Genomic DNA, 24,110 nt, shown 5'->3' with positions numbered 1-24,110 from the left:
GGTAAAGGAAGAAGATCAGTTACTTAAGGGAGGTTCATTTCCAATGAGAAAATCATGGCACCGTCTCGCCGCCGGCGCTGCGGCTGTGCTGTCACTGTCCCTGGTTCTTTCCGCCTGCAGCGGGATCAAGAAAGAAGAAACCGGATCTGCGGTGTCGGGAGACGGCAAATCCATCACGCTCCGAATCATGTGGTGGGGCTCTCAGGCCCGGCATGACGCAACTCTGAAAGCGCTTGATCTGTACTCTGAAAAGCACCCGGGTATCACGTTCGAACCGGAGTATCAGTCGTTCGACGGGTATCAAGACAAGCTGTCGACCCAGTCCGCGGGGAAAAACACGCCGGATATTTTCCAAATGGATGCTGCCTGGTTCAACGATTGGGCGTCCAGCGGACGGCTGGAGGAGCTCTCCTCCATTCCGGAGGACCATATCGATAAGGTGCTGCTCGAGACAGGCACCTACCAGGGCAAGCTGTACGCAATGCCGCTTGGCAACAACGCCTGGGGCATGGTGTACAACAAGACGATGATGGACAGCCTCGGCGTTCAGCCGCCGAAGACATGGGACGAATTTTTCGCCATGGCGCGCGACCTGAAGCCGAAGCTGGCTAAGGACCAATACCTCACGCGGGACCTGACCGCGGATGGAGCATTCTACATGTCGTATCAGCTGAGCATGGGCAAGGGCTTCTCCATGAGCAAGGACGGAAAATTCCATTATGACGAGGCTACCTGGAAGGATTGGATGAACAAATGGGCGGAGCTGCGCAAGGACCAACTCGTAACACCCCCTGACGTGACCGTGTCGGATAAAGCGCAGGACGCGCAAATGGACCTGCTCATCCAGGAAAAGATTCTGCTTCGGGGCGCGCATGCCGCGGAATTCGGCGGAACGGATGCCTTAAAACCCGGCGTCATGGCGTTAACGACCCAGCCGAGGGGAACGCAGGCCGGCGGCTGGCTGAAAGCCTCCATGTACTGGAGCGTCAGCCCCAACAGCCAATATAAAGAAGAAGCGAAGGAGTTCATCGACTGGTTTGTCAACAGCGAGGAAGCCGGAGAAATTTTGGGCACTTCGCGGGGGATTCCGGTCAACAAAACCGTAGCCGATGCACTCCAGCCCAAATTTACGGACGTTGATAAAAGCTCCCTCGGCCTGATCAACGAGGTGTCCAAGGACGGGGCCGCGTTTGACCCCGGCCCCGGGAATAAGGGCGGCTGGGCCAACTTCACGAAGGAATACGATAACATCACGCAGTCAATCATGTTCGGTAAAATCAGCATCGACGAGGGCTGGGACCAGATTGTCAAATTGAGCAAAAGCCTGGAGTAATTCATACCGAAAAGCTGTTGTTTTTGTTTGGATAGAACCGCCACGCGGAAGCGGTGGCACCAAAAAGCACCTGAACGTATCGGGTGCTTTTTCTCGCGATCTAATATCATGCATAACATTGACGTCAACGTGGAAGTCAACGGCAAAAAAACGCCGCATTGTCTATCAGACAACACGGCGCTTTCTATTTAGGCAATATCTCATCCCTGTCTCTGAATCCGATAAACCAAGCTATCAAAATCCCCGCGCAGCGGCAGCTCGATCCCGATGTTCATGAGCGCCCTGCCGCTCCATGTACCTTCAAGCCCCTCGATGCCATACGACTGATCGGCTTGCAGTCCGGTAAGCCGCAGTCTCGGCAGCGGTTCGCCCAGCTTCTGGCTGTGCAGGAACGCAAACAGCACGTTGTCGCTGCCGTCTTCGCTGCCGTACTGCACGGCCGTTACGCCTTTATGCCGAAGCGAGTCCAAGCGATACTGGCTGCCGAACTGAACCAGATGACGAATGGATTTATACTGCGCGACAAATTCGGCCGATTCCGCAATCAGCTCGTCGCTCCACTCATTCAGGTTGGAGCCGATGCCGAGCGTTCCCATCATGGCGCTGTGGAAGCGATATTTCAGGGATACCTGTCTGCGATTCATCCCTGTCGGCGACTCCGTCACCCAGCAGGTCATCATCCGCGGAGCATACGTGTACGAGAAGCCCTCCTGAATGCTGAGACGGTCAAAGGCATCCGTATTATCGCTCGGCCAGGATTGGTCGGCATACCGGAAGATGCCAAGATCGATGCGCGCTCCGCCGCCGGCGCAGGTTTCAAACGCCACATGCGGGAACTTGCGCCGCAGCTCCGCCCAAATCTCGTACAGGCTCTGAACGTGGCGAATCCAGATCTCCTTCTGGCGGTGAAGCGGATGATCCTTCATGCCGGGTTCGGTTACGGTCCGGTTCATATCCCATTTAATGAACTTGATGTCATGCTTCTCCAGCAGGTCCGTCATAAACTGCACAATGTAAGCCTTAACCTCCGGCTTCGAAATGTTCAGCAGCAGCTGATTGCGAAGCTCCGAGCGCTCCCGCGTCTCGAAATGGTACACCCAATCCGGGTGCTCCCGGTACAGGTCGCTGTCCGGATTGACGGCCTCCGGCTCCACCCAGATGCCGAAATCCATGCCCAGCTCATGCACCCGGTTAATCAGCTCGCCGAGGCCGTTCGGGAATTTCTCCCGGTTCACGAACCAATCGCCAAGCCCGGCGCGGTCGTGGTTGCGCCCGCCGAACCACCCGTCGTCCACGACGAACAATTCCACGCCCAAACGCGCGGCTCTCTCGGCCAAAGCCATTTGATCCTTGGCATTGACATCGAAGTACGTCGCTTCCCAAGAGTTATACAGGACCGGTCTCGTTTGGCCGCCCGGCAGGACATCCGAATATTGATAGCGATGCAGCTGCCGGCTCATCCCGCCAAAGCCGCCGCTGCTGTATCCCCCGACCAAGCTTGGCGTATCGAAGGCTTCTCCCGCTTCCAGCACCCACTCGCTGTCGAAGTCATTGATGCCCCCGGTCACCCGGACATGCTCGAACACCGTCCGCTCGGCCGTGATCTTCCAGTTCCCGCTCCAGGCAAGCGCGCCGAACCAGACCTGCCCCGCCGACTCCGTGGCATGTCCGTCATCCATCGCAAACCACGGGTTAGCGTGGCTGTCCGTAAAGCCCCTGCGGGATTCCAGCACCTTCTTCCCTTCGGTGAGGAAGGTGCTGCGCAGCTGAAATTCGCCGGACCATTTCCCGGTCACGTGCGTAAGCCGGTAATCCGCCAGATAGGGGATGACCCATGCCGCGGATTGCACATTTTCCAGCACGATATCCGCCTCGCCGCGGTTGACGATCCGGGCTGAACGTTCGATCAGGTCGCACTCGGGAATCGCCCGGTAGTACAGTTCCACTTCGAGTGGGTACGCTTCGTCCTTCAAGACGATGACCAGCGTCTCCCTGCCTTCCGTCTGCAGCGTGCGGTGTCCGGCATAACGAACCGCCAAGTCGCGCACGCCATCCGGCATGCGGACCTTCAGGCTGGGCTCGCTGTATTTGACGCCGCCCCAGAAGCTGTATTCCTCCACCTCCGAATGGACTTCCGCGTCAAACGAGCTGTGCGATCCCGGCCGCAGCAGCGGCGCAGCGTCTTCGATCGCGACGGACTCCCCCCAGTAGAGATGCTGCAGATTGCCGCTGTCGTTGATGCCGAACAGATAGGAGCTGTTATCGGTTTGTATCGCAAACACGCGAAACTGTTCTTGGTATTGAATGTTCACAGAATATCATCCTTCCGATTCGTGTTGATCTGGTTTATGCCTGCGCAAGAAAAAAAGGAGGAGTCAAAAGACGAAGCATCTTTTGACTCCCCTTGGTCAGATTATTTGCCCCACAGCTCTTGACGTTTGTTGAAGTTGTCCGTATAAATCTTTTCCAGCTTGGCCAGGCCAGCCGCCTCGATCTCGGCCATCATCTGGTTATAGGATTCCACCACTTGGTCCTCGGACGGCGACAGGGCCATTTTCAGGAAATATTTATTGATGGTGTCGTTCACCTTCGTTTCCATAATGGCTTCCGGCGTTCCGCCAGCCGGACCCAGATTGTCATACGGTGCCGTATCAAACGACGTATCGGCCAGGTTCTTGATCGCCAGATCCGTGACCGGATCGGTCTGGTAACGGCCCATCAGGTCATACGGGGTTCCGTCCTCGCCGGGACCGTTCTTGATCATCCAGGTCCACTTGCGAATGCCCGTCGTACGGGAAGCTTCATCCCAATTCTTCTTGAAGGCGTCCAGCACTTCTTGTCTTGGCACATGCTTGCCGTCCTTCATGTCCCAATGCTCGCCCTCTACTCCCCACATCAGCAGATACTGGCCTTCCTCGCTGGCCAGGAAATCCAGCAGCTTCATCGTACGCACCGGATCCTTGTTGGAGCGGCTGATGGCGACGCCGTCCCAGCCAAGAGAGCTCTTCGGTCCGTAAGTGGCCTCTTCCGGCTTCACGCCCGGGGCCAGCACTTTATATTGGTAGAACTGACGCTCGTCCTCGGTAGCCTTATCGGCTGCCTCGGTTTTGAGCAGCGCATTCGCATTTCCCACATTCCAGAGCGCTTCCGCCGTGGCGAATACGTTGCCGTTGCCCAGCTTCTGCTCGAACTGCTTGGTCTTCATCGTTGCCCATTCCTTATCGAGCAGGCCTTTGCGGTACAGGGAGTTCAGAAACTTGACCATTTCGAGATAGCGCGGATCGCGGACGTCCTTCTTCAGCTCCCCGTTCGTTTCGTAATACGGCATCATGCCGTACATGCCCTTGAAGCTGCCGGTCACGGCTCCGACGTTCTCGCCATTGAGCGTCATCGGAATGCTTTCTTTGCCGTCAATCGTTGGATATTTCTCCTTGAACTTGACAAGCAGCTGCTCGAACTCCTCCGCGGTAAACGGCTCGCCGTTGTTCACCTTATCGCCGACGCCCAGCTCCTTCATGATGTCCATGCGCATCATGAATCCGAACACCGGGTACTGCTCCAAGCCGTACCAGTTGGAGAAATAATAATTGTTGCCGTCCTCGCTTCGCGTTTTGGCAAGCGTGTCGCCGTACATTTTTTTGATATTCGGTCCGTGCTCTTCGATCAGATCATTCAGCGGAATCACCGCGCCAGAGGTAATATACTTGTTCATGATATCGCTTCCACGACTCATCAAAATAACGTCGGGAAGATCGCCGCTGGCCAGCATCAGATTCAACTTCTCGACCGGATTGCCCGTAGGCTGCTGGATCTCGACGGTGACGCCTGTCTTTTCCGTTATCACTTTAGCGACCGGATTCGTAAAGGCATCCCCCGTGTTTTGGTCAAACCAGGTTAACGTGATCGGCGCGTTGCTGTCCGTCTCCGTGCCGCTGTCTCCGCCCGATGCCGCCTTCTGGTTGCCGCCGCAAGCCGAAAGCGTTGTCATAACGAGCGCTGCTGCCAGAATCAATTTTAGTTTCTTCATTCCCTGAACCCCTTTCTAAGGTCGTCATATTCATGTGCTCGAATATATCTATCATTGTAAAAATCGGGAGTTCATTGATCTATAACGCAATCTTACAATCCATGATGCAAAATGTCTTCATTCAGGGTAACGCCTGCTGCGGGTCCCGTTCGTTTGCAGGATGCCTATCGCAGATTACAGGTATCCGAATGGTCACCGCGGTTCCGATGCCGAGCCGGCTGAAGATGCTGACGCCATATTCTTCCCCATAGGTGAGTTTGATCCGGTCATCCACATTTTTCACGCCGTAGCCTGACAGATTATCCGATTTGTTCAGCGCATGATCGAGCTGTTCCGGCGTCATCCCGATGCCGTCGTCGATGACCTGGAGCAAGATGTCGTCCCCCTCCTGCCTCAGCTTCACGTTAATGTTGATTCCCGATTCGTCCCCAATGGCATGATTGATGCAGTTCTCGATGAAGGGCTGCAGAATCAGCTTGATCGTCGTGTTCCCGAACAGCTGCTCATCCAGGTCGTAATGCATATGAAGCTTGTCCCGGAACCGGATCTTCTGGATCGCGACATAATTTTTCACCAGGTTGATTTCCTGCTCCAGCAGAATGATGCGCTTCCCTTTATTCAGCGACACCCGGTAATACTTGGCCAAATAATTGACCATTTGATACACCTGCATAGCCCCTTCCTTAATCGCCAGGGAAGAGATGGAGGACAAGGTGTTGTACAGAAAATGGGGGTTGATCTGGGCCTGGAGCGTATTCAGCTCCGACTCCTTCCTTGCAATCTCCTTCACGTACACGTCATGGATCAGGGATTGGATGGTTGATGCCATCTTATTGAACGCAAAGGACACCTGGCCGATCTCGTCATGCCCCATCGGCTTAATCGACAGCCGGAAATCCCCGCGCTCCACCTTCCGGATCTGCTGCAGCAGCTCCTCGATCCGCTTGGTCATGACCTTGGTCGTAAAATAAAGCAGCAGGATGGCCATGCCAATCGCCAGTACGGAGAACCAGATGACATTCTTGGTCGCCTGATTCGCATTGGCCAGCAGCTCGTCGTAGGGCACGGTGATGACGGTGGACCAGCCGTTACTGAGCTTTTTATACGTGAAAAAACGTTCCTGCCCGTTAATCCTCATATCGAATGAGCCTGCATCCTGGGTCATCCGCTCCTGAATCGGGAACACGTCGAACAGCTGGTTCGATTGGAGGTTCTGATCCCCCGTGCTGATCACGCCGCCAGATTCGTCGATAATATAGACGCTTTTGTTGTCGTTTTCCATTTTGATCAGGGAGTAGAATTCGTTTGCGTTAATGTCCATAGTCAAAATCCCGTACGGATGCTGCAGGCTGAAATAGCTTAATGAACGGGCAATGGTGATATGTGCATCATTGGCCCTGAAATCCTCGGAATGAAAGTACACCGTACTGCCGGCGGCATCCAGCACCTGTTCCTCCATCGCCGAAGACATCTCTTCCGTATATTTGACGTATTGGCCGTCGGAATAAAGCGTATGGTTCCCCGTATAAATCGTAATGCCCAGAATGTTGGCATTCAGGGTCATCAGAGACGGCAGCGTCCGGTTGATATATTGGAAAGCATCCAAATAATAATACGCCTGCTCATAGTCGGTAGACAGATAATTGCGGAGCTGCGCATCCATGTAAAGGATGTTCGACAGCTGATTGTAGTACTCCAGCCGTTTCTCCACGTTGGTGTTAATCTGTGCCAGCGATCCGCCCAAGGCCGTATAGGTATGCTCCGTAATCGTGCTGCGCGTCGAAGAATACGAATAATAGATCAGCAGCGAGAACGGCAGGATGATGACGATCAGAAAGATGAAAAAGAACTTGTGCCGGAGCCGCCAGTTGGTGTATGCGCGTAAGTGCGCGAACGGGAAAGCCCCTGCCAGACGGCTCCACGGGCCGGACGGGCTAGATGTTTTTGCGGTATTCATTCGGCGTAACTCCTTGGCTTTTTAAGAATAAGGAAATGAAGTAGGATGTGCTCTCATAACCGACCCTTTGGGCGATGTCCTGCACTTTGAGCGAATCGTCGGCGAGCAGCTCCTTGGCTTTGTTCAGCCGGATTTTGGTTAGGTAATCATGGATCGTCATGCCGGTTTTCTCCTTAAAGATGGAACGAAGGTAGTTGGGAGACAGATATACCTGATCGGACAAACTGTTGATCGTGATGGCCTGATGATAGGTCTGGTCGATCGTCGTGCGCACCTGGTGCACCAGCCTTGCATTTTTGTCCATGAACCGGTGCTCCAGCGTCCGAATCGCATGCCCGGCGAAATCCATGATGATCGCTTCGATTTCAATAATGGTTCGGCACTGATAGATGGATTGGTAAAGCTCCGCCCGCTTGTGGCTCTCCGTGATCGGTTCGTGAATCCCCTCCAGCAGACGCTCCACCAGTCCGATGGCAAAATCGCACACTTCGGTTTTTCGGATCCGCAGCATGACCAGCCGTTTGAAATAATCCCGCAGCTTCTGCGCGGCCTGCTCGGACGCCAGCTGATGAATGTCCTCGAAATAGGCCGTCTCTTGGAAAGGAGGAATTTGCCGGCTCTCCAGCTGCCGCAACACATCCTTGGCATAGATGACTCTCCCGTTCCCGACATAAAACATCTCCTCCAGCATCAGCCGCGTCTCCCGGTATAAATCCTGGATGCGGGACAGCTCTTCCGGCTCCTCGTTCACGGCCGCGGTCATCGTGAAGCCCAGCGCATCCTGCATCTGCTTCAGCAGATCCTCCCACGTAAAGCGGCTCAGATGGCTGGCGGCATCCATGAAGATGCCCAGCTCGCCTTCCCGGCAGACGACCAGATCCGCCTCCAGCTTCTTGTCCGCAAGCCACTCCTCCATATGCGTCTGCAGACGCGCCATGCCATCTTCGAGGGACAGCCCCGGCTGTGCAGCGTGCGGAGCATCGAGGCCGAGCAGCGTAAGGGTATACGTTCTCGGCTCCGTATGGCGGGACAGCTTATGGTAGCTGGCAGCGAGGTTTCGGAATCGCTCCTCGTTCTGCTCGAACATCATCTCTCGTACAATATTGGATTTGGTCACGCGAATGGAGCGGTTCTTCATCCGCACTTCCTCGCAGCGCCGTTTGACTTTATCGATAACGCTTACAATTTCGCTCAGATCCAGCGGCTTCAATAAATAGCCGACGGCTCCCACGTTTAAGGCTGATTTCACATAATTGAATTCATCGTGTCCGGTCAGGAAAACGAACTGTATCCAGTCGAATAACTCACTCACCCGTTTCGCCATATCAAGCCCGTTCATGACGGGCATCTGAACGTCCGTCAGTACGATATCGGGCTGAATCACCTCGATCTTCTCCAGGGCATCCCTGCCGTTCAGGGCTGTTCCGGCCACGTATATCCCCATCTCTTCCCAACGAATATAATCTCGGATCATCTCTAGCTCTAGCTCTTCGTCATCTACGAGAAAAATGCTATACATGCTCATACCCCCTGTGTCGGCTTTATCCCTTAATATTATAGCGATTTCGTTATTTTAACTATGGGAACAAGCAATGTAAGTTATTTTCAAGCATCTTTCGTTACATTGTCATATCGACACTCATTTTTTCGGAGTCTTATAATTTGAGTTAACTTGAGATGCGAGGTGCCCCATATGAAATCTGCTACAACCTTACAGACGCGGAGTGACTTGAGCTTGAGTCCTCATCGAAAAAGCCGCTGGGCCATGCTGAAGCAGCAGAAGTATTTATTCCTGATGATGCTGCCCGGACTGATCTGGGCCATTGTGTTTGCGTATACGCCCATGGTTGGTCTATACATGTCCTTCGTCAATTACCAGCCGACGCTCGGCGGCTTCTGGTCGACCCTGTTTTCGAGCGAGTTCGTCGGCCTGGAGTGGTTCCGTTACTTCTTCAACAACGGCGACTTCTGGATCGTCATGCGAAATACGCTGGCCTCCACGCTGATCACGCTTCTCTTCTCATTCCCGATGCCGATCCTGATCGCCATCGCAATTAATGAGATCAAGAATGTGAAGTTCAAAAAGACGGTGCAAACCGCCTCCTATCTTCCCTATTTCATATCCTGGGTTATCGCGGCCAACATCATCGTGACCCTGCTCTCCTCGGATGGTGCCATTAACGGCATTTTGAAATTCCTCCACATTACCGATGAAAGCGTTTTATTCCTGCAGAACGGCAAGTACTTCTGGTGGATCGTCGCGCTCGGCAATACGTGGAAGGATATGGGCTACAGCTCGATCATGTATTTGGCGGCCATCTCGTCGATCAACCAGGAGCTCTATGAAGCGGCCAAGGTCGACGGCGCCAACCGTTTTAAGCAGATCCGTTACATCACTCTGCCCCACCTGAAGCCAACGATTGTCATTTTGCTGATCCTGGCGCTTGGCGGCATCCTGAACGCGGGCTTCGACCAGCACTTCCTGCTCGGCAATGACCTGACGCGGGATTACTCCGACGTCCTGTCCACCTATTCGTTCCGCTACGGTATCCAGAACGGCATGTTCTCCTATGCGGCAGCCGTCGGCATGTTCAGCTCTGTGGTGGCGTTCATTATCGTGGTTATCGTCAACTATACGGCGAAGAAACTGAACGAGCAGTCCCTATTCTAAACCATAAGGAGGTACATCCATGTTAAGCAAAAAAACCGTGCCCGAGCGTATCTTCGATGCCTCTTTATACCTGTTCCTGACCGGCATCTTTCTCGTGACCTTCTATCCGTTCTGGAACATCCTGGTTATCTCCTTGAACGATGCGACCGATACAATGCGGGGCAATCTGTACTTCTGGCCGCGCGTGCCAACCATCGAGAGCTACCTGACCATCTTCCGGAACCCGGAAATCTGGAGCGCCATTAAGATTACCGTGCTGCGTACCATCGTCGGGACCGCAGTATCCATCTTCTTCATCACGCTGCTCGCCTATCCGCTCAGCAAGCGCAATCTCCTTGGATGGAAATACTTCTCCTTCTTCTTTGTGTTCACGATGTATTTCGGCGGCGGACTGATCCCGACGTATATGATCATCAAATCCCTGGGGCTGATCGACTCCTTCTGGGTCTACATCTTCCCCGGCCTGATCGGCGTCTTCCTGATGATTCTGGTGCGCACCTTCATGGAGCAAATCCCCGGCGAGATCGAGGAATCCTCCAAAATCGACGGCGCGAACGACCTGCAGACGTTCTTCCGCATCATCATGCCGCTGTGCGTGCCGGTGCTCGCGACGATCGGCCTGTTCCTGGCCATCGGCCATTGGAACTCCTGGTATGACTCCTATGTGTATACCTACAAGCCGGAGCTGAAGACCCTGCAGGCCGTCCTGGTCAAAATCCTCAACCAGTTCCAGACCGCCGGCATGATGTCCGACGCGCAGCAGCTAGCCCAGGGCTCCAAGCGGATCCCGGTCTCCAGCGAAAGCATCCGGATGGCGGTGACCATGGTCGCCACGCTGCCGATCATTATGGTGTATCCTTTTGTGCAAAGGTATTTTGTGAAGGGGATTATGATGGGGGCTATCAAGAGTTAGGTTGTGGGAAAATGAAGAGGGCCCTTACCCGGAGGGGTAAGGGCTTGTCTTTTTTCTAGAGCTGTAATTGTATGTTTTTAATTTCACATGTATTAATATTAGTGATCTTCTTTGAATTTAGCTTCGAGGATTTCATCCTTTCTTGGTGGGTACATCAAATCTTGAATAGTTATAGTTTCAAATACTAAAGTAAAGGAGGTACGTCTGAATCAACAACTAGCTGTACCCAATAGATAAGGAGACAGGCTTGTTGTCGCGCTTGGCGAATTTAAAATCTTCTTCCGACCAAGGGAAGCAATTCAACGGATTATTTACTTGTTGCAACAGATATGAGAACTTTTCCTTGGCTAATCTATTAGGTAATGAGTTATTATGATGAATCACCTCTCCGATGAGATTTGGTAAAGGGTTAGTTTACCCAAAATGGGGAAGGGCTCAAGTCTGAAAATTCATCACTTGTTAGTAATCATTCAATACTTCTTGTATCTCATGAGGGTGTTCAATTTCCTGCAACAAACTTTTCAGCAAATCACGATATTCCGAATAGTTTGTTTGAATTATAAATGCTACTTGTTGAGATATTAAAGTAAAACTATTCATTGACACCAGGATACCAACAAGTAATGATTGTGCCATAAGATTATTAAATTTCAACGCAATATTCATTAATATCCTTGTAACATTTATTTGTAATGCTATATTTTGTGACTCATAGTAAATACAATCTATAAGTAAAGATACTTGATCCCAGTCAGCTTCATTAATATTTGTTACATTTGATATATTTTCTTCAGTCATACGTACAAAAGGAATCATTAGCGCGTCATATTTGGCACACTTCGCAAATACATTTATCGGAATTGATTTAAATGGTACTATAAACTTTTCAATAACCCAATCAGAATCTTCGATTTGAACTGAAGCAATACACTGTAAAACATAATTAACATCGGCCGAGAAATCTTTATATACATATGTTTCCAAGCTACAAAACGGAAAATTTTCTTTTCTAATACTTTTTCTATCTATCAGATTAAGGTCGTCAATAAGTTCCTTAGTTGTCTGATATCGTTTAGCGCGATCTTCCTCCATGGCCTTCATAACAATTAGCTGATATGTTACTATCTTTCTGTACCGTTCTTCTGGCGATCTCCCACTTAATAAATAATAGAGCATTGCACCTAATGAATAAATATCAGATAAATGATCGGCACTCTTCAAACTGTTTAATTGTTCGGGAGCGGTATAACCTGCTCTTCCATAACCATTAACAAAGAGTCCTGTTGATTTCGATTGCGATCGCTTATCTTTTGCTAGTCCAAAATCAGCAACCTTTACTACTATACTCCCGTCACTCTCTTTAAATAACAAAATATTATGAGGAGCTAAATCTCGATGACTAATTTTGCGGTCATGAAGATAAGCTATACCACTTAAAATATCTTTAAAAATACTTATTCTCACTTCTTCTGATATATTGGAATTCAGTCCCAACCATTCATCTAATGAAGCATCTGCCAGAGGCATTGTGAAAAGGAATGGCTCATTCACAAGTTGTATTTTGCTAATTTCAATTATATTTCTATGAGAAGCTTTCTCCTTTAAAAACTTCACTTCTCTTTTGAATCGGAGATAATGATCGTCTCCTTCTACTTCATTATTTATAAACATACGGGATCTTTCGAAAAGAACTTTACATGCCAATTCTTTTTTTAATATAGGATCAAACACTCTATATACTTCTGCAAAGGATCCTTCACCAATCTTTTTTAAGGGAATTAGTTGATATTCTTTTCCCTCCTCATTATCTAAAATCCATAAACGATTTGTTTTTTTAGTAGCATCTGGACAGAATAAAATATGATACCCCTTTAAAATATCTTTAATCTGTTCTTCATTTGGTTTTGGAATGAGCTCAGTTCCTGATGTCAAATGATTTAATACTTGTAATGCAAACAGCAAAATTTTACCGCCATCAGATCTAGGATTGAAATGATAAAAGTTATCAGTAACCTCATAAGCTAGCATTGGCAAATAGATGTTACTACTTAAAGGTAAGTAATCAAACAATTTACCAATTAATTCAAGCGATTGTTTAAGGAGCTCTGGGCTCTTTTTGTACATAATATGAATGAATGGTGCATTTTTATAAGTCTTGATAAATAAAATAAATTGGTAGAATGAACTTTCCATTTGATATTCACTCAAAAGTGTTTGGAAAAATTTCATTTTTTCTGTATCATAACGCTGCTTGTCTTCACTTTTTGAAGTTAACTTCCCCCCGTAGTACATTTTCAAAAAATCATTTAGATCATATCCATCGAATAATTCTCGATATTTACTATTCCGAATTTCCTTTTCTATTTTGTCCGCAGCAATTGGGATTACCTTCTCTTTCCCATAATCCGAACCCAAAAATCCGTTTAATACCCGCAATTCATCAGATGTTGGATCTTCAAGATTAACTATCGTACTTTTGGTAATTCTTCCGTAACTTCTGTATTTTTGACGAAAAAGCAAGAACACTCTATTAAAACCATCGATGTTCCGGAAAATTTCGACTAATTGCTGTAGTGATGATTCCATCTATCCAGTTTCCTCCGGCATGTTTTTCTATAATATTTTAGCAGCATATTAAAGCTAAGTTCTTTCATCTTTTTAAAGCGATCGTAAGGGTAATCGTTCAAGATAAATAAAACCCATCATCTTGTCACACTATCCTCATAAATTTGTCCTGTTTGCTGCCTTCATGAGGAGTTTCATTCACCTGCATGTGTGAACTCTAAATAACTCAAAACAATGTAACCTGAGCAAACGAAGATTGAACTTCTTCACTTGTTTCATACGGCTCTTCCACACGCGTCCGCTTAATACCATTCCATGAGTATGAAGTTGAATTAACAAGGTTTGAATTCCCCATTCGGCTCAAAACATAAATCGACAGATCAGGCACTACATCGAAACACCCCCATAAGGACTGGGAGTTTAATGTGTAATCAAAGTCATACATCTCAATAACTTTGAATGCTTCTTTGATATTGTTATCATCTACGCCAGCAAACGCTTCGTCTAATGCGAAAATACGAGGTGCTTCGCAATGAGCATTTTGCAAACGTGCATCAACCGCGGCTAGGAGTGGCGTATACATCGCCATTGCTCGCTCGCCACCAGAGAAGGTGTTGTAGTTGCTTTTCTTCATCTCTTTACGCTTTTCGCCTGTTTTTTCGTAGTAAATAATGAATTCATACCAATCACGATAATCCAAGACCAACTTAATATCTTCCATGAAGGTTGGTGTACCACTCAACTCAGATTTGCGTTTCGCTTCATACACCTTGGAACGAAAATGCTGGGCTATCCTTTTCCTATCAGAATCCGCAAGCCATATAGGATCCTTCTCCAAAAATCGCATTAGTTCTATCGTATCGAGTTCTTGTTCATTGTCGGTCCTTTTCGGTGACCACACGACATCAAACTTCAGTCCGCTGGAGTTCTGCGTCTTTTCCATTATTGTGTTGATGCGTATTACCCATTCTTTTGCATTTCGAATTTTGTTTTTTATCGTTTCTCCGATATGGTTAATCAGGATATCTTCGTAAATCTCACGGTCCTTTTCAGCCATTAACTCTGCAAGCGTTTTGTCATGCTCATTTAGTTTGGTTTTGGCAAACGACGGCGAAACACGACGCCCCTGATACTCTAGTGTAATTTTTTCACGTCTGGCTATCGTTTTAAGCATTTCAACTCGACTTTCGTCTTCAATAGCCATATGAGAAAAATCAACTTTGAATTCCACTGGCTCCATCATTAAGTTGTATTCCGGCAATCCTTTGTCCGCATCCGAGAAGACGTTGCCCAACTCACTTTTATTTTTCGTTCTATCCTTCTTCGCGAGGAGTTGCCCGAACTTCGACATGACACTCTCGGCAAGCGATTTGGTATCTGATTCGGTTTCAAGCCCAAACTTCTCACTGAATTCTTTTAGATCTTGCAGAAATGCAATTTCCCACGCCAAAACAAGCTCCTTCATGAACCGTTCTTTCTTCTCTCCAATTGGAAGGCGAACACGGAGATTTTTCAAATCGTTTTTCAGATCATTGAGTTGTCTGTCCAGTACCCTTTGGTCCTTTGGCAATTGTTCTAGTTTTCCGTTAATACTTTTGGCAAGCTCACGAATGTTATCCGCATCAATGTTCTGTAATTGTTTTTCATAATTTTCGATTCGAACGTTTATTTTCTTGATTTGCCCGTCTAGTGATAGAACGGCTGCCCATGCGTCATCCACACCATCTTTAATAGCGTCAATCTTGTCATCTTGATTCTTTAGGAGAATTTGTTTATCCCCTCGTGAACGGTAAGCGCCTTTTAGATTTGATAACGCTCGCTCGAAATCGCGTAAGCCATCACACGCGCCATTTACTACCTGCTCATTTTTCTCAATAGCAATGTCTTCGAACTCTGCGTTCAGTTTCCTACTTTGCGCCTCAACGCTGGTTTTTAGTACCTTGAATTTTTCGTTTAACGACGCGAGCTCAGGTTCCAACAATTCCGCGATGCGTTTTGCAACGGCTTCAAACTGTTGCTGAGCATCCTTTAGCGCCGAAAATTTCGGGAACGATTGGTACTCAGCTTCAATTTGCTTTTGTCGCGCTTTACTTTCATTAGAAAGCACTTTAAGCTCTTCAATTTCAAACTCAAGAGCAGCAACTTTTTCTTTTAACGCTGAGATTTTGCGGAGTCGCTCTTGTTCCCGCGCATGCTTCCCAATGTATTTGGCTACACCATACTGCGAAGCTGTTCCGGCAGTAAAAGAACCTTTAAATGATCCTTCAGCCGTTACAAAATAGGCGTCCGAATCTGAAACTGAAATCCCCTTCAGTACTGCTAGCACATCATCATGACTCACTTCGCCTGCGCCCGCAACATCTAGATACTTTGTCAGATTGTTCGGCGCCTGAGACTGATGAGTACTAAGAACCGTTGCGGACAACGCTTCATTATAACGGTTAGCGGGTACAATTAGCGAAGTTAGTACACCGGTTTCGGTCAATACCGACTCCAAACATGACTTCTGTTCCTCAGTGAGGTCTCTTTTGAAATCAACTACAGCGTAAAACGGAACGTACGGAATTCTTTTTTCTTTGAATTCCTGTATCTGGTTTTGCTTGGCCACCGGAAGCTCAGGTTCGATTTCATCAGCGCCCTTAAGAACACCGATTTCTTCTATAGTAAGATTTCTTTCATCAACCTTTGATTGCATTTGTGCTTCTAGCGATGCTTGCTCCTTAAGACACTGAGACACTTGTTCTTCGCGCTCACCCGAGATTGGTGCCATCAATTGTTCTTCAGTCACATTTTCTAGATATCCATTAATCATCCGTTTCACGCTCGTAATGCTATTAACGTTAAGCACAAGAGTTGTTAATTCGCTTATCCAGTTTTCAAGCTCTCCGTAAGCGTTGTTTCGTTCCATATCATAGATGTTCGCAAGGGTCATACGCTTTTCTCTTTCGTTTTCAAGAACGCCTTGTTTCTCTTCGATTTGTTGTCTCATACCATCTAGTTCACGCTTCTTTTGATCCAGTTCTTTAATTTGTTTCAGTAACACACCAAGCCTTTGGAGCCGGATTCTTATTTCGGATTCCCAATTTGCAAAATTATAATCGCCAATTTTTTCATTTCGCTTGAAATGGTCTGAGAATGACAAATAGATGTCTTCAAATGCCGCATCCATTCCCAGCTCCTCCAAACTTTCCAACGCGGCTTTTAATTCTTTCTCAATTGCCCACAATTCATTTTCAATATTACGCCGTTCGTTATTAGCATCCGTTAATGATTCTTTCTTGGACTCATAGCGATTTGATTTGTCTGATTTTTCATTCGATATTCGAGTTAGCTCTTGTCTGGCAGATTGAAGAGTATCGTCCAAATCAGCTACTTCATCATGCCTCAATTCTTGCCTTGCTTGCTTCAACCCTTCAATTTCACTTTCAATGTTTTGGATTTCTTGCTCGGTCTTTTCGTAGTCAAAACTTTTGCTTTCAATATCACTTAGTACCGTCTGATGTTCCAACGCAATGGCATTCCACGTGTTTTTGCTGTCCAAATAGTACTTAGCCTTTTCCGCAAATACATATGAAACATAATCGTCATACCCTTTATCCAGTTTCGTTACAAAACCAAGGTCGCTTTGCGTTTTTAGAATTTCCCGCTGTGTTTGGTCTTGCGCTTCTACGGTAGTGGTTAAAGCGGACAACTCATGGTCGGATAGTGGCGGCAATGATTCGTTCAACGTTTCCTTTAAATCGTCAGGCCCTCCACCTTTGGTTAACTTAGGGCTTTTAAGCCGTACGAGAACATCGGTAAAAAGCTTAAGTCCTGTTACATCCGGAAATTTAAATAGATTCTTATTAATCAGTCCAGCGTATTCTTTACTATCAACGACCGTACCACTCTCGCCGATTGCTGCCGTTATTTCTTTTCTATCTAAAGGGATTTGCTCCGGCGAACCATCTAATACTTCTACCTTATAGAGCGAAATCGGATTTGGTCCGCGCCCAATACGTCGAGAACGGTCATGAATTACAAACCCCCAGGCATCTTCCAATCTTCTGTTTTTTCGTTTGGAATGCAGTCCAAATCCCGTCGTGATGTACTGCTCCGTGTTCGTCAACTTATATTCAATCACAACATAACCAATGCGCTCGATGATGTCCTTGTTTAACGACTCTTCGCCAAGCAAGATGTCATAAAACTTGCGGTCACTTGACTCAAATGGGTCCAATCTCTTAGGGTCTTTGTTTCCATCCAGCATGAATGTAAAAAGCGTGTTCATAGCAATCGACTTTCCCGCACCATTATGCCCGCGCAGTAGCAATCTTCCGTTCTTAAAGTAATATTCTTCATAATTAAAATACCAATAATTAAATAGGATGACGCGGTGAGGCTTCCAACGCCGTGCATTGTCAGTCATTATTATGCTCCTTTATTTTTTCTTCTTTAGGTTTTTCGAAAAATTTTCCGATTACATCGTACAACTTCAAATCACCTTCTTGCGTTGCCTCCGCTAACTTCCATTCAAATAGCATGTTTTTGATTACATTCTTAACTTCAGCGACACTCATGCTTTTTAGGCCCGTCGTCCATCCATGGCTATGTTCATCTATAAGCTGCCGACACAAAATATCCAAATCAATATTTGTTAAAATGACCGTTCCGTCTTTTTGTTCAACGAGACTATCGCTATCGTCGATGATTTTAAGCCGTAACAACGTTGCAAATTGAATCAGTAGGTTCGATTCAGCATTGCTTGCCGGAAAAAAGCGCCGAAACGTACCGACACTCTCTTTTACTAAAAATGCACTGCTCCCGTAGACATCCACATTCATATCGTAGTATTTTTCGGCATGCTCATTTAGATGGCGACCATACTGTCTTAAGTAATCAAAATCTGCCGCTGATACTTCATGCTTATACAAGGCTGGTTCTAAAAACAGTTTTCGGTACAGTAAATGCTTCCTTTCTACACCTAATTCCCGTTCCTGTGTTTCTTGAAGCATCACGATATCATTTAGCGTCAATTTCTCTTCAACATTAAAACTAATATTGCGCATAAAATATTTCACAAGTCCGGTTGATCGTAGTAGTGCGTCATTCGTTTCTTTCTCTTGGAAGTCTTCAATATTCTTATCCATTACTTCTATCAAACACCGCCGAACAGCTTCTTTCAATGCGCGGACAAGGGATAGTCGGTTTTTATATCCCTCGTTGCCCTTCCATGTTAATGCCGGCGTATCTTCACTGACTATTCCCTTTGAATTCCTTGGATAGTACGAAACGACCGCTTGGCAAACGTCCGACAACGCAAATTGTTTTGATGCCTTTCCATCCAAAAACGCAAGTACACAGTAAAAAATGACATAATCTTTCACTTCTTTGAAATCTGATATGCCTGTTGACGGTTGAGGAGTTACTTGAAACTTCTCAACTTTTGCAAAATTCGCCCCAACCACCAATTTAAAACGGAAGTAGTCCTTAAAGTAATCCCGTAGGAATCCTTCGTTTTGTTTAATTTCATAAAAGAGATCCGGATTTTCCTTACGCACAATCCAAAAATTATCAAGCAATTGATGAATGCAATCAAGAGACTCCTGAGACAGCCTTTTCATATGTTTTCACCTCTGTGAATATCATTTCGAAATCCGGCAAGAAGAGGACTCCATCCGAACAATGCAATTCGATGATATCGTTACTAACCTTATAGAGTTTAAATTTCACGCCAAATTCTGTAGTGCCTTCATAGATGCCATAACCCACTGGATTCAAAAGCGCCGCACTTATCCAATCCAACAATGCTTTTCGAACAAACGGTTCAACTCCGCTATCTAAATCCTTTAAAACCAAGCAAGGCTGCTCCACGAGCGCTTTTAGTTTACTTTCCTCGTACGCTAGCCGCTCTGCGAGCAACCGCTGCAATTCGAGTGACTCCTGGCTCACTTTCGATACCTTCAAATTCTGTTTTGTTGTTCCATTGGACGGTGGGCGAATACGGTAAGACACATCTATTTCATCAGGGTCAAAATCCCATACCGTACCATCATTCCTTTCCGACGGCTTCCGTGCGACTTTGAAATGCTGGATGCCTTCGAATCCAAATAGATAAGAAAAAACCTTATGGGCTTCTTCCAAGTTGCCGGACTCGTGTACCATGTCTGCAAGTCGTAAAAACTCTGTTACTCGACTCTTTTTCACAAATTGCCGCTCTGCATGAAAATGTGCAAGTTTAGACATTTTGCTGATGGCATCTCTAGTACGAACTTCAAGATGAAACGCTTTGCTCGGCTTGGTATCACTTTCCAAAAACCAGTTACGAATGCCTGTCCATACATCAAAAAAAGTATCGAAATACTCTTTGTCCGACACAACTGTCGTGGTCGGGATATTTTTCTTATGACGGACGAGTTGCAATATGATGTTCTGAATTTTCTTCTCAGAAATGCGGGTTATAATGTTAATTATCAGAGGTGAATTGCGGTTAAGCTCAACCATGAAATCCGTTAAGTAAGAACGAAACTGATTTTTAAATACGATAAAGGCATCAGTTTCCATTTTGCTGTCCAATTTATCACCGCTGATATGATTCAAATAATCTGAAGCATCATTATCAAGCTTTGTAAACCGTTCGAACAACTCGTCCCACGCTTCATATAATTGAACAAGCGAAGTCGAATCTAAATCGGTTTGCACAGAGAATCCGTTTAATTTAACAAGCGCATCATATAAGCGCTCGGTGAGTTTTTTATCCAACGAACCGCCACGTATACGATGAAGTTTTTTCTCCATAAAAATAAGCATTTTTTCAAATTCAATCGTATAATCCGTTAGAGAATACGTTTTTCGATTCTTAATAAGTTCTTCTAATGTAACAGCATCTGTATTATCCTGATTCAACACTAAGTTATTGTTTTGAACTAAAACAGATAAATCAGCATCTTGCTCTTCGAGCGTGTAATCTTCAAACTCCGGAAATTGTTTAAGATGCGTGAAAATTTCTATCGGTAAAACATCATTATTAAATATACGATGTTGCTCATACATGTATCTTAATATTGGGCGATATCGGTGCGTTTTTTGTGTCGACAAATAACTTGCTTCTTTTATTACACGCATCAATGACAAATCCAAACGAAACACTCCTTTTCTAAGTTAGATTTTACATAATTAGGTAACCATAGCCTCATTTTCATTTGAAAATACCGATATTGGAGATGGTCGAATCCTCTCCGCTCCCATTACCGAGGGGTGAATGCCCCGATGCTTGAATCCAAAGTTAACTGAAGTTCAGATTTCCTGATTAACTTTCAAGAATATTCTTTTTCAAGATATCAATAAAGCTCTTTACTCTATTTATTGCCTCTTTATATGAAATTGTAAATCTGACAATAGCCAATTTAGGTACATTGTACCATATCTAATTAGTCTTCTGGAATTTTTTCCAGAAGACTCCAAAGATTCATCCTAATTCAAATCACTTATACAAACCGTCAATTCCACCCGATTCCTTTCACGGTCATATTCAATCCGTTCCACCAACTTCTTTAACGCTCGATTCTTCTATTCGCTCGTAACTGCAGCGCTCCACAACTCTCTATACTACCCACTCGCTCATTTATCTGCTTCACAATCGGAAAATTGCCTTGATCGAATATCATTTTTCGCAAATCTCTCAGCCCCTCCTCCAACTTCTGTACCTGCCTTTCACTCCAAAAATACTTGATCATAATCATGTCCTCTTCATAGGATTCATGCAGCTTGTCCAGTGCCCGCTTCTGCTTTCTTTAAATCCTACTCATTGACCTCAATGATCGTCTGCGTATCACTACGACTTCTATGCAACTCAATCTCCCGTAGTACTTTAGGTCTACATGGATAATTCGATTACACAGAGCTTTAAAAAATCAGGGCTAGTTGAGGATGAGATGGAAAGCTATCAAAATTAAATATAAAAACAAGCTGATATCCATTTACACAAGAAGGAAATCAGCTTGTTTCAGTTCAGTGTGTAAAAATTCAAACATAACCTAAGTAACCAAAATACTTTTTGAAACGAATTCACTACCTCAAAAAGCACTCGTTTTTTTGTAATTGAATTACGTATTTAACAAACTTGAAATATATCCATGGTACATCTAAATGGGTGTGAAAAATCACCTAGTACTTCTAATCACTCGTCATCAAATCGCTTTGCAACTCCCTAAAACTAACCAGCTAACTCATACTACCTAAACACTTTATTTCAAGTTCTATAGCTGGCTGCAATATAACCACCACCCCTGCCTCAAGACCCACCTCCATCTCCCTTCCCCCATAAAACACCTTCACACTCCCACTCTCATTCCCCTTCACCCTCGCCTCAACCAACTTCCCATCTTCCCAGCTCATATCCACCTCAATATTCCCTTTCGCCTTCAGCCCTTTCACACTGCCTGTCGGCCATATCGCCGGCAGTGCGGGCAGAAGATGTATCTCGCCCTCGTGGCTCTGCAGCAGCATTTCCGCAATGGCGGCGGTGCCGCCGAAGTTGCCATCGATGACAAAGATGTTGGCCTCGGCTCCGGCTACGCCGGGTTTGGAGTAGCTGAGCATGTTGTCGAAGCACAGCTCCCCGATCAGGTGGGCGATATGCTGCACGGCCTGGTCTCCGTCATGCAATCGGGCGTAGAAGAGTCCGAACAGGGCCGCGGTAAATTCGATATCCTCCAGGTCGGCCCGGCTGTTCCGGTTCTCCAATGTCACTCGAGCTGCCGCGGCTAGTTCCGGCGTACGATGCGGCGTGATTTGGCTGCCGGGATACAGAGCATATAGATGCGACAGATGGCGGTGCTCCGGCTGCGCCTCCTCATAGTCCTCCAGCCATTCCTGCAGTTGCCCCTTCTTGCCGATCATCAGCGGAGGCAATTGATCCAGCGCCGTCTGCCACTTCTGCTGAAGCTCCTCATCCATGCCCAGCGTCTGTGCTGCCTTCACGCAGAACGCCAGCAGATCCCGGACCAAGACCTGATCCATGGTCGGGCCCATGGACAGCTGCTGATGCCCATCCTCCGGTTTGCTTGTATAAAAGCTGTTTTCCGGCGAATTCGACGGACCTGTCACCAGCCAGCCATACTGCGGATGCACGGTCATGTAATCCATGAAAAAGGCTGCGGCCTCCTTCAGGACGGGATAAGCCAGCTCTTCCAGAAAAGCCTGATCGCGGTTGTACGCGTAGTGCTCCATCATATGTGTCGCGATCCATAGTCCGCCCGTCACGTTAAGCCCCCAGGAAGTCCCCCACCCCGGTGACGCAAATCCCCAGGCATTGGAGAAGACATGGGCCACCCAGCCGTCGGCATCGTAATAATGGCGCGCCGCCGAGCGTCCGGCCACCGATAGCTGCTGGATATACCGCATGAGCGGCTCATGGCTCTCGCTCAGGTTCGCGGCCTCCGTCGGAAAATAATTCATCTGGGTGTTCACATCCAGGTGATAATCGCAGCTCCAGGCCATTTTGTTGGCTTCGCCGTCATTCCATATGCCTTGCAAATGCATGGGCAGGATGGAGTCTTGTCGCGACCCGCTAATCGTCAAGTACCGGCCATATTGATAAAACAACGCAAATAACGCCGGATCGTCCCAGTTGCCCTGCTTAAACCTGCCGATCCGCTGGTCTGTAGGCAGACTGGCATGCTCGGAGCTTCCCAGCTCCACTCGTACGCGGGCATACAGCGGCTGATAATCCGCCAGATGCTTGGCTCTCAGCGCGTCATATCCCAGCAGCAGAGCCTGATCTAGCTGCAACGCGCTTTTCTCACGCCAGCTCTCACCTTCTTGACGGTAATCCGTATTCACCGCAAAATACATCGCCGCCTCATCCGCTCCAGATACGTTTATGGTGTCATCCGTGCAACTCACCTGCCCGCCTTTCGCTACGACCTGAAGCTGACCTTGGCAGGACACCCCGCACTCCCCATTGCTATGTACGCTTTCCAGCGCCTGTCCCTGGAATTCGATTGTGTCCTTCCCAGTAACGACAGCATGAAAAGGACCATTCTCCCCTCGAATCGAAATGCGCAACCACACGCCTGACGAGCCAATGCTGCTGCGGATCCGCGAAACGATGACCTGATCGGCATGGGAAGCAAAGACCTCTCGCGTCATCTCCACTCCATCGATCTCGTAGAAAGAACGCGCCACCGCCTCCTGCAGATCCAGTTCCCGATGGAACAGCGGCTCAGCTGCTGCATCTTGTCTCCCGCCTTCGGATGGCTTCACGTTATGATCAAACTCCAGAACGACTTGGCATAGTCCCAGATTGGTGCCAAAATTCAATTTTTCCGGCTCCAGGTGCTTCTTGGCCAGTCGATCGCCTGCGCGATAATCCCCCTGGAAGAAATGCTGCCGCATCCGCTCCAAATCCGCTTTGCTGTTGCTTTGCCCTTGAGCCGGCTCCGGCTGGCCGGACCAATAGGTGGTTTCGGTGATATTCCATATCTCTCTGTCAGGAGTGGATACCACCACATTTCCCATTCGGCCATTGCCGATCGGCAGCCCTTGCGACCAGCCCTGGGCCGGTTTCGTGTACCATAGTTTCATATCTGACATGTTGTTTTCTCCTCTTCATTTGATTTTCCATTATCGAGACAAGCGCTCTCCCTTACAGCAAAAGCAAGA

Annotated in this window: 12 protein-coding genes and 1 pseudogene; 3 read left to right on the top strand and 10 right to left on the bottom strand. The window is 47.4% G+C overall.

From position 1 onward, the window contains the following. The first annotated feature begins 43 nt into the window (after positions 1 to 43). Positions 44 to 1,333 carry an ABC transporter substrate-binding protein gene (locus ACETK5_RS05685; protein ID WP_394054556.1) on the top strand — a complete coding sequence of 430 codons (1,290 nt, stop codon included), beginning with the start codon at positions 44 to 46 and terminating at the stop codon, positions 1,331 to 1,333. Positions 1,334 to 1,533: 200 nt separating this feature from the next. Here ACETK5_RS05685 and ACETK5_RS05680 read toward each other — a convergent pair whose 3' ends face one another. The 4 genes from ACETK5_RS05680 to ACETK5_RS05665 all read right to left on the bottom strand — a co-directional run bounded on the left by ACETK5_RS05680 (position 1,534) and on the right by ACETK5_RS05665 (position 8,836). Continuing rightward, a complete protein-coding gene (locus tag ACETK5_RS05680; protein ID WP_394054554.1) occupies positions 1,534 to 3,645 on the bottom strand; it encodes an alpha-galactosidase in 2,112 nt (703 codons plus the stop codon). Between the two features lie 101 nt (positions 3,646 to 3,746). Next, positions 3,747 to 5,360 carry an ABC transporter substrate-binding protein gene (locus ACETK5_RS05675; protein ID WP_100538309.1) on the bottom strand — a complete coding sequence of 538 codons (1,614 nt, stop codon included), beginning with the start codon at positions 5,358 to 5,360 and terminating at the stop codon, positions 3,747 to 3,749. Between the two features lie 121 nt (positions 5,361 to 5,481). Next, positions 5,482 to 7,317: a sensor histidine kinase gene (locus ACETK5_RS05670; protein WP_394054552.1), complete on the bottom strand. Its 1,836-nt coding sequence runs from the start codon at positions 7,315 to 7,317 to the stop codon at positions 5,482 to 5,484. Further along, a complete protein-coding gene (locus ACETK5_RS05665) occupies positions 7,295 to 8,836 on the bottom strand; it encodes a response regulator (RefSeq protein ID WP_394054550.1) in 1,542 nt (513 codons plus the stop codon). Before ACETK5_RS05665 ends, ACETK5_RS05670 begins: the two co-directional genes overlap by 23 nt. Before the next feature lie 174 nt (positions 8,837 to 9,010). Between ACETK5_RS05665 and ACETK5_RS05660 the strand changes: the two genes are divergently transcribed. Then, a complete protein-coding gene (locus ACETK5_RS05660; protein WP_394054548.1) occupies positions 9,011 to 9,988 on the top strand; it encodes an ABC transporter permease in 978 nt (325 codons plus the stop codon). A 19-nt stretch (positions 9,989 to 10,007) separates the two neighbouring features. After that, positions 10,008 to 10,901 carry a carbohydrate ABC transporter permease gene (locus ACETK5_RS05655; RefSeq protein WP_009590032.1) on the top strand — a complete coding sequence of 298 codons (894 nt, stop codon included), beginning with the start codon at positions 10,008 to 10,010 and terminating at the stop codon, positions 10,899 to 10,901. Between the two features lie 219 nt (positions 10,902 to 11,120). On the opposite strand, the pseudogene ACETK5_RS05650 reads toward ACETK5_RS05655, so the two are convergent. The 6 genes and pseudogenes from ACETK5_RS05650 to ACETK5_RS05625 form a co-directional block, all read right to left on the bottom strand. Then, a pseudogene (locus tag ACETK5_RS05650) lies at positions 11,121 to 11,285 on the bottom strand (DUF255 domain-containing protein); the annotation flags it as partial. 75 nt (positions 11,286 to 11,360) lie between these two features. Next, positions 11,361 to 13,487 carry a protein kinase domain-containing protein gene (locus ACETK5_RS05645; RefSeq protein WP_394054544.1) on the bottom strand — a complete coding sequence of 709 codons (2,127 nt, stop codon included), beginning with the start codon at positions 13,485 to 13,487 and terminating at the stop codon, positions 11,361 to 11,363. A gap of 205 nt (positions 13,488 to 13,692) precedes the next feature. Continuing rightward, positions 13,693 to 17,874 carry a TIGR02680 family protein gene (locus ACETK5_RS05640; protein WP_394054542.1) on the bottom strand — a complete coding sequence of 1,394 codons (4,182 nt, stop codon included), beginning with the start codon at positions 17,872 to 17,874 and terminating at the stop codon, positions 13,693 to 13,695. After that, positions 17,867 to 19,069 carry a TIGR02678 family protein gene (locus ACETK5_RS05635; protein ID WP_394054540.1) on the bottom strand — a complete coding sequence of 401 codons (1,203 nt, stop codon included), beginning with the start codon at positions 19,067 to 19,069 and terminating at the stop codon, positions 17,867 to 17,869. Before ACETK5_RS05635 ends, ACETK5_RS05640 begins: the two co-directional genes overlap by 8 nt. After that, the gene (locus tag ACETK5_RS05630; RefSeq protein ID WP_394054538.1) at positions 19,041 to 20,585 is read right to left on the bottom strand and encodes a TIGR02677 family protein; all 1,545 of its coding nucleotides are present in this window, start codon (positions 20,583 to 20,585) and stop codon (positions 19,041 to 19,043) included. The genes ACETK5_RS05635 and ACETK5_RS05630 overlap by 29 nt, the downstream gene beginning before the upstream one ends. 1,083 nt (positions 20,586 to 21,668) lie before the next feature. Beyond that, a complete protein-coding gene (locus tag ACETK5_RS05625) occupies positions 21,669 to 24,041 on the bottom strand; it encodes a glycoside hydrolase family 95 protein (protein WP_394054536.1) in 2,373 nt (790 codons plus the stop codon). Positions 24,042 to 24,110 lie beyond the last annotated feature (69 nt).

Source organism: Paenibacillus ilasis, from assembly GCF_043195395.1.
Classification (GTDB): Bacteria; Bacillota; Bacilli; order Paenibacillales; family Paenibacillaceae; genus Paenibacillus_AQ; species Paenibacillus_AQ lautus.
Note: the sequence above shows the minus strand (reverse complement) of the source record. Positions and strands in the feature narration are given on the sequence as shown.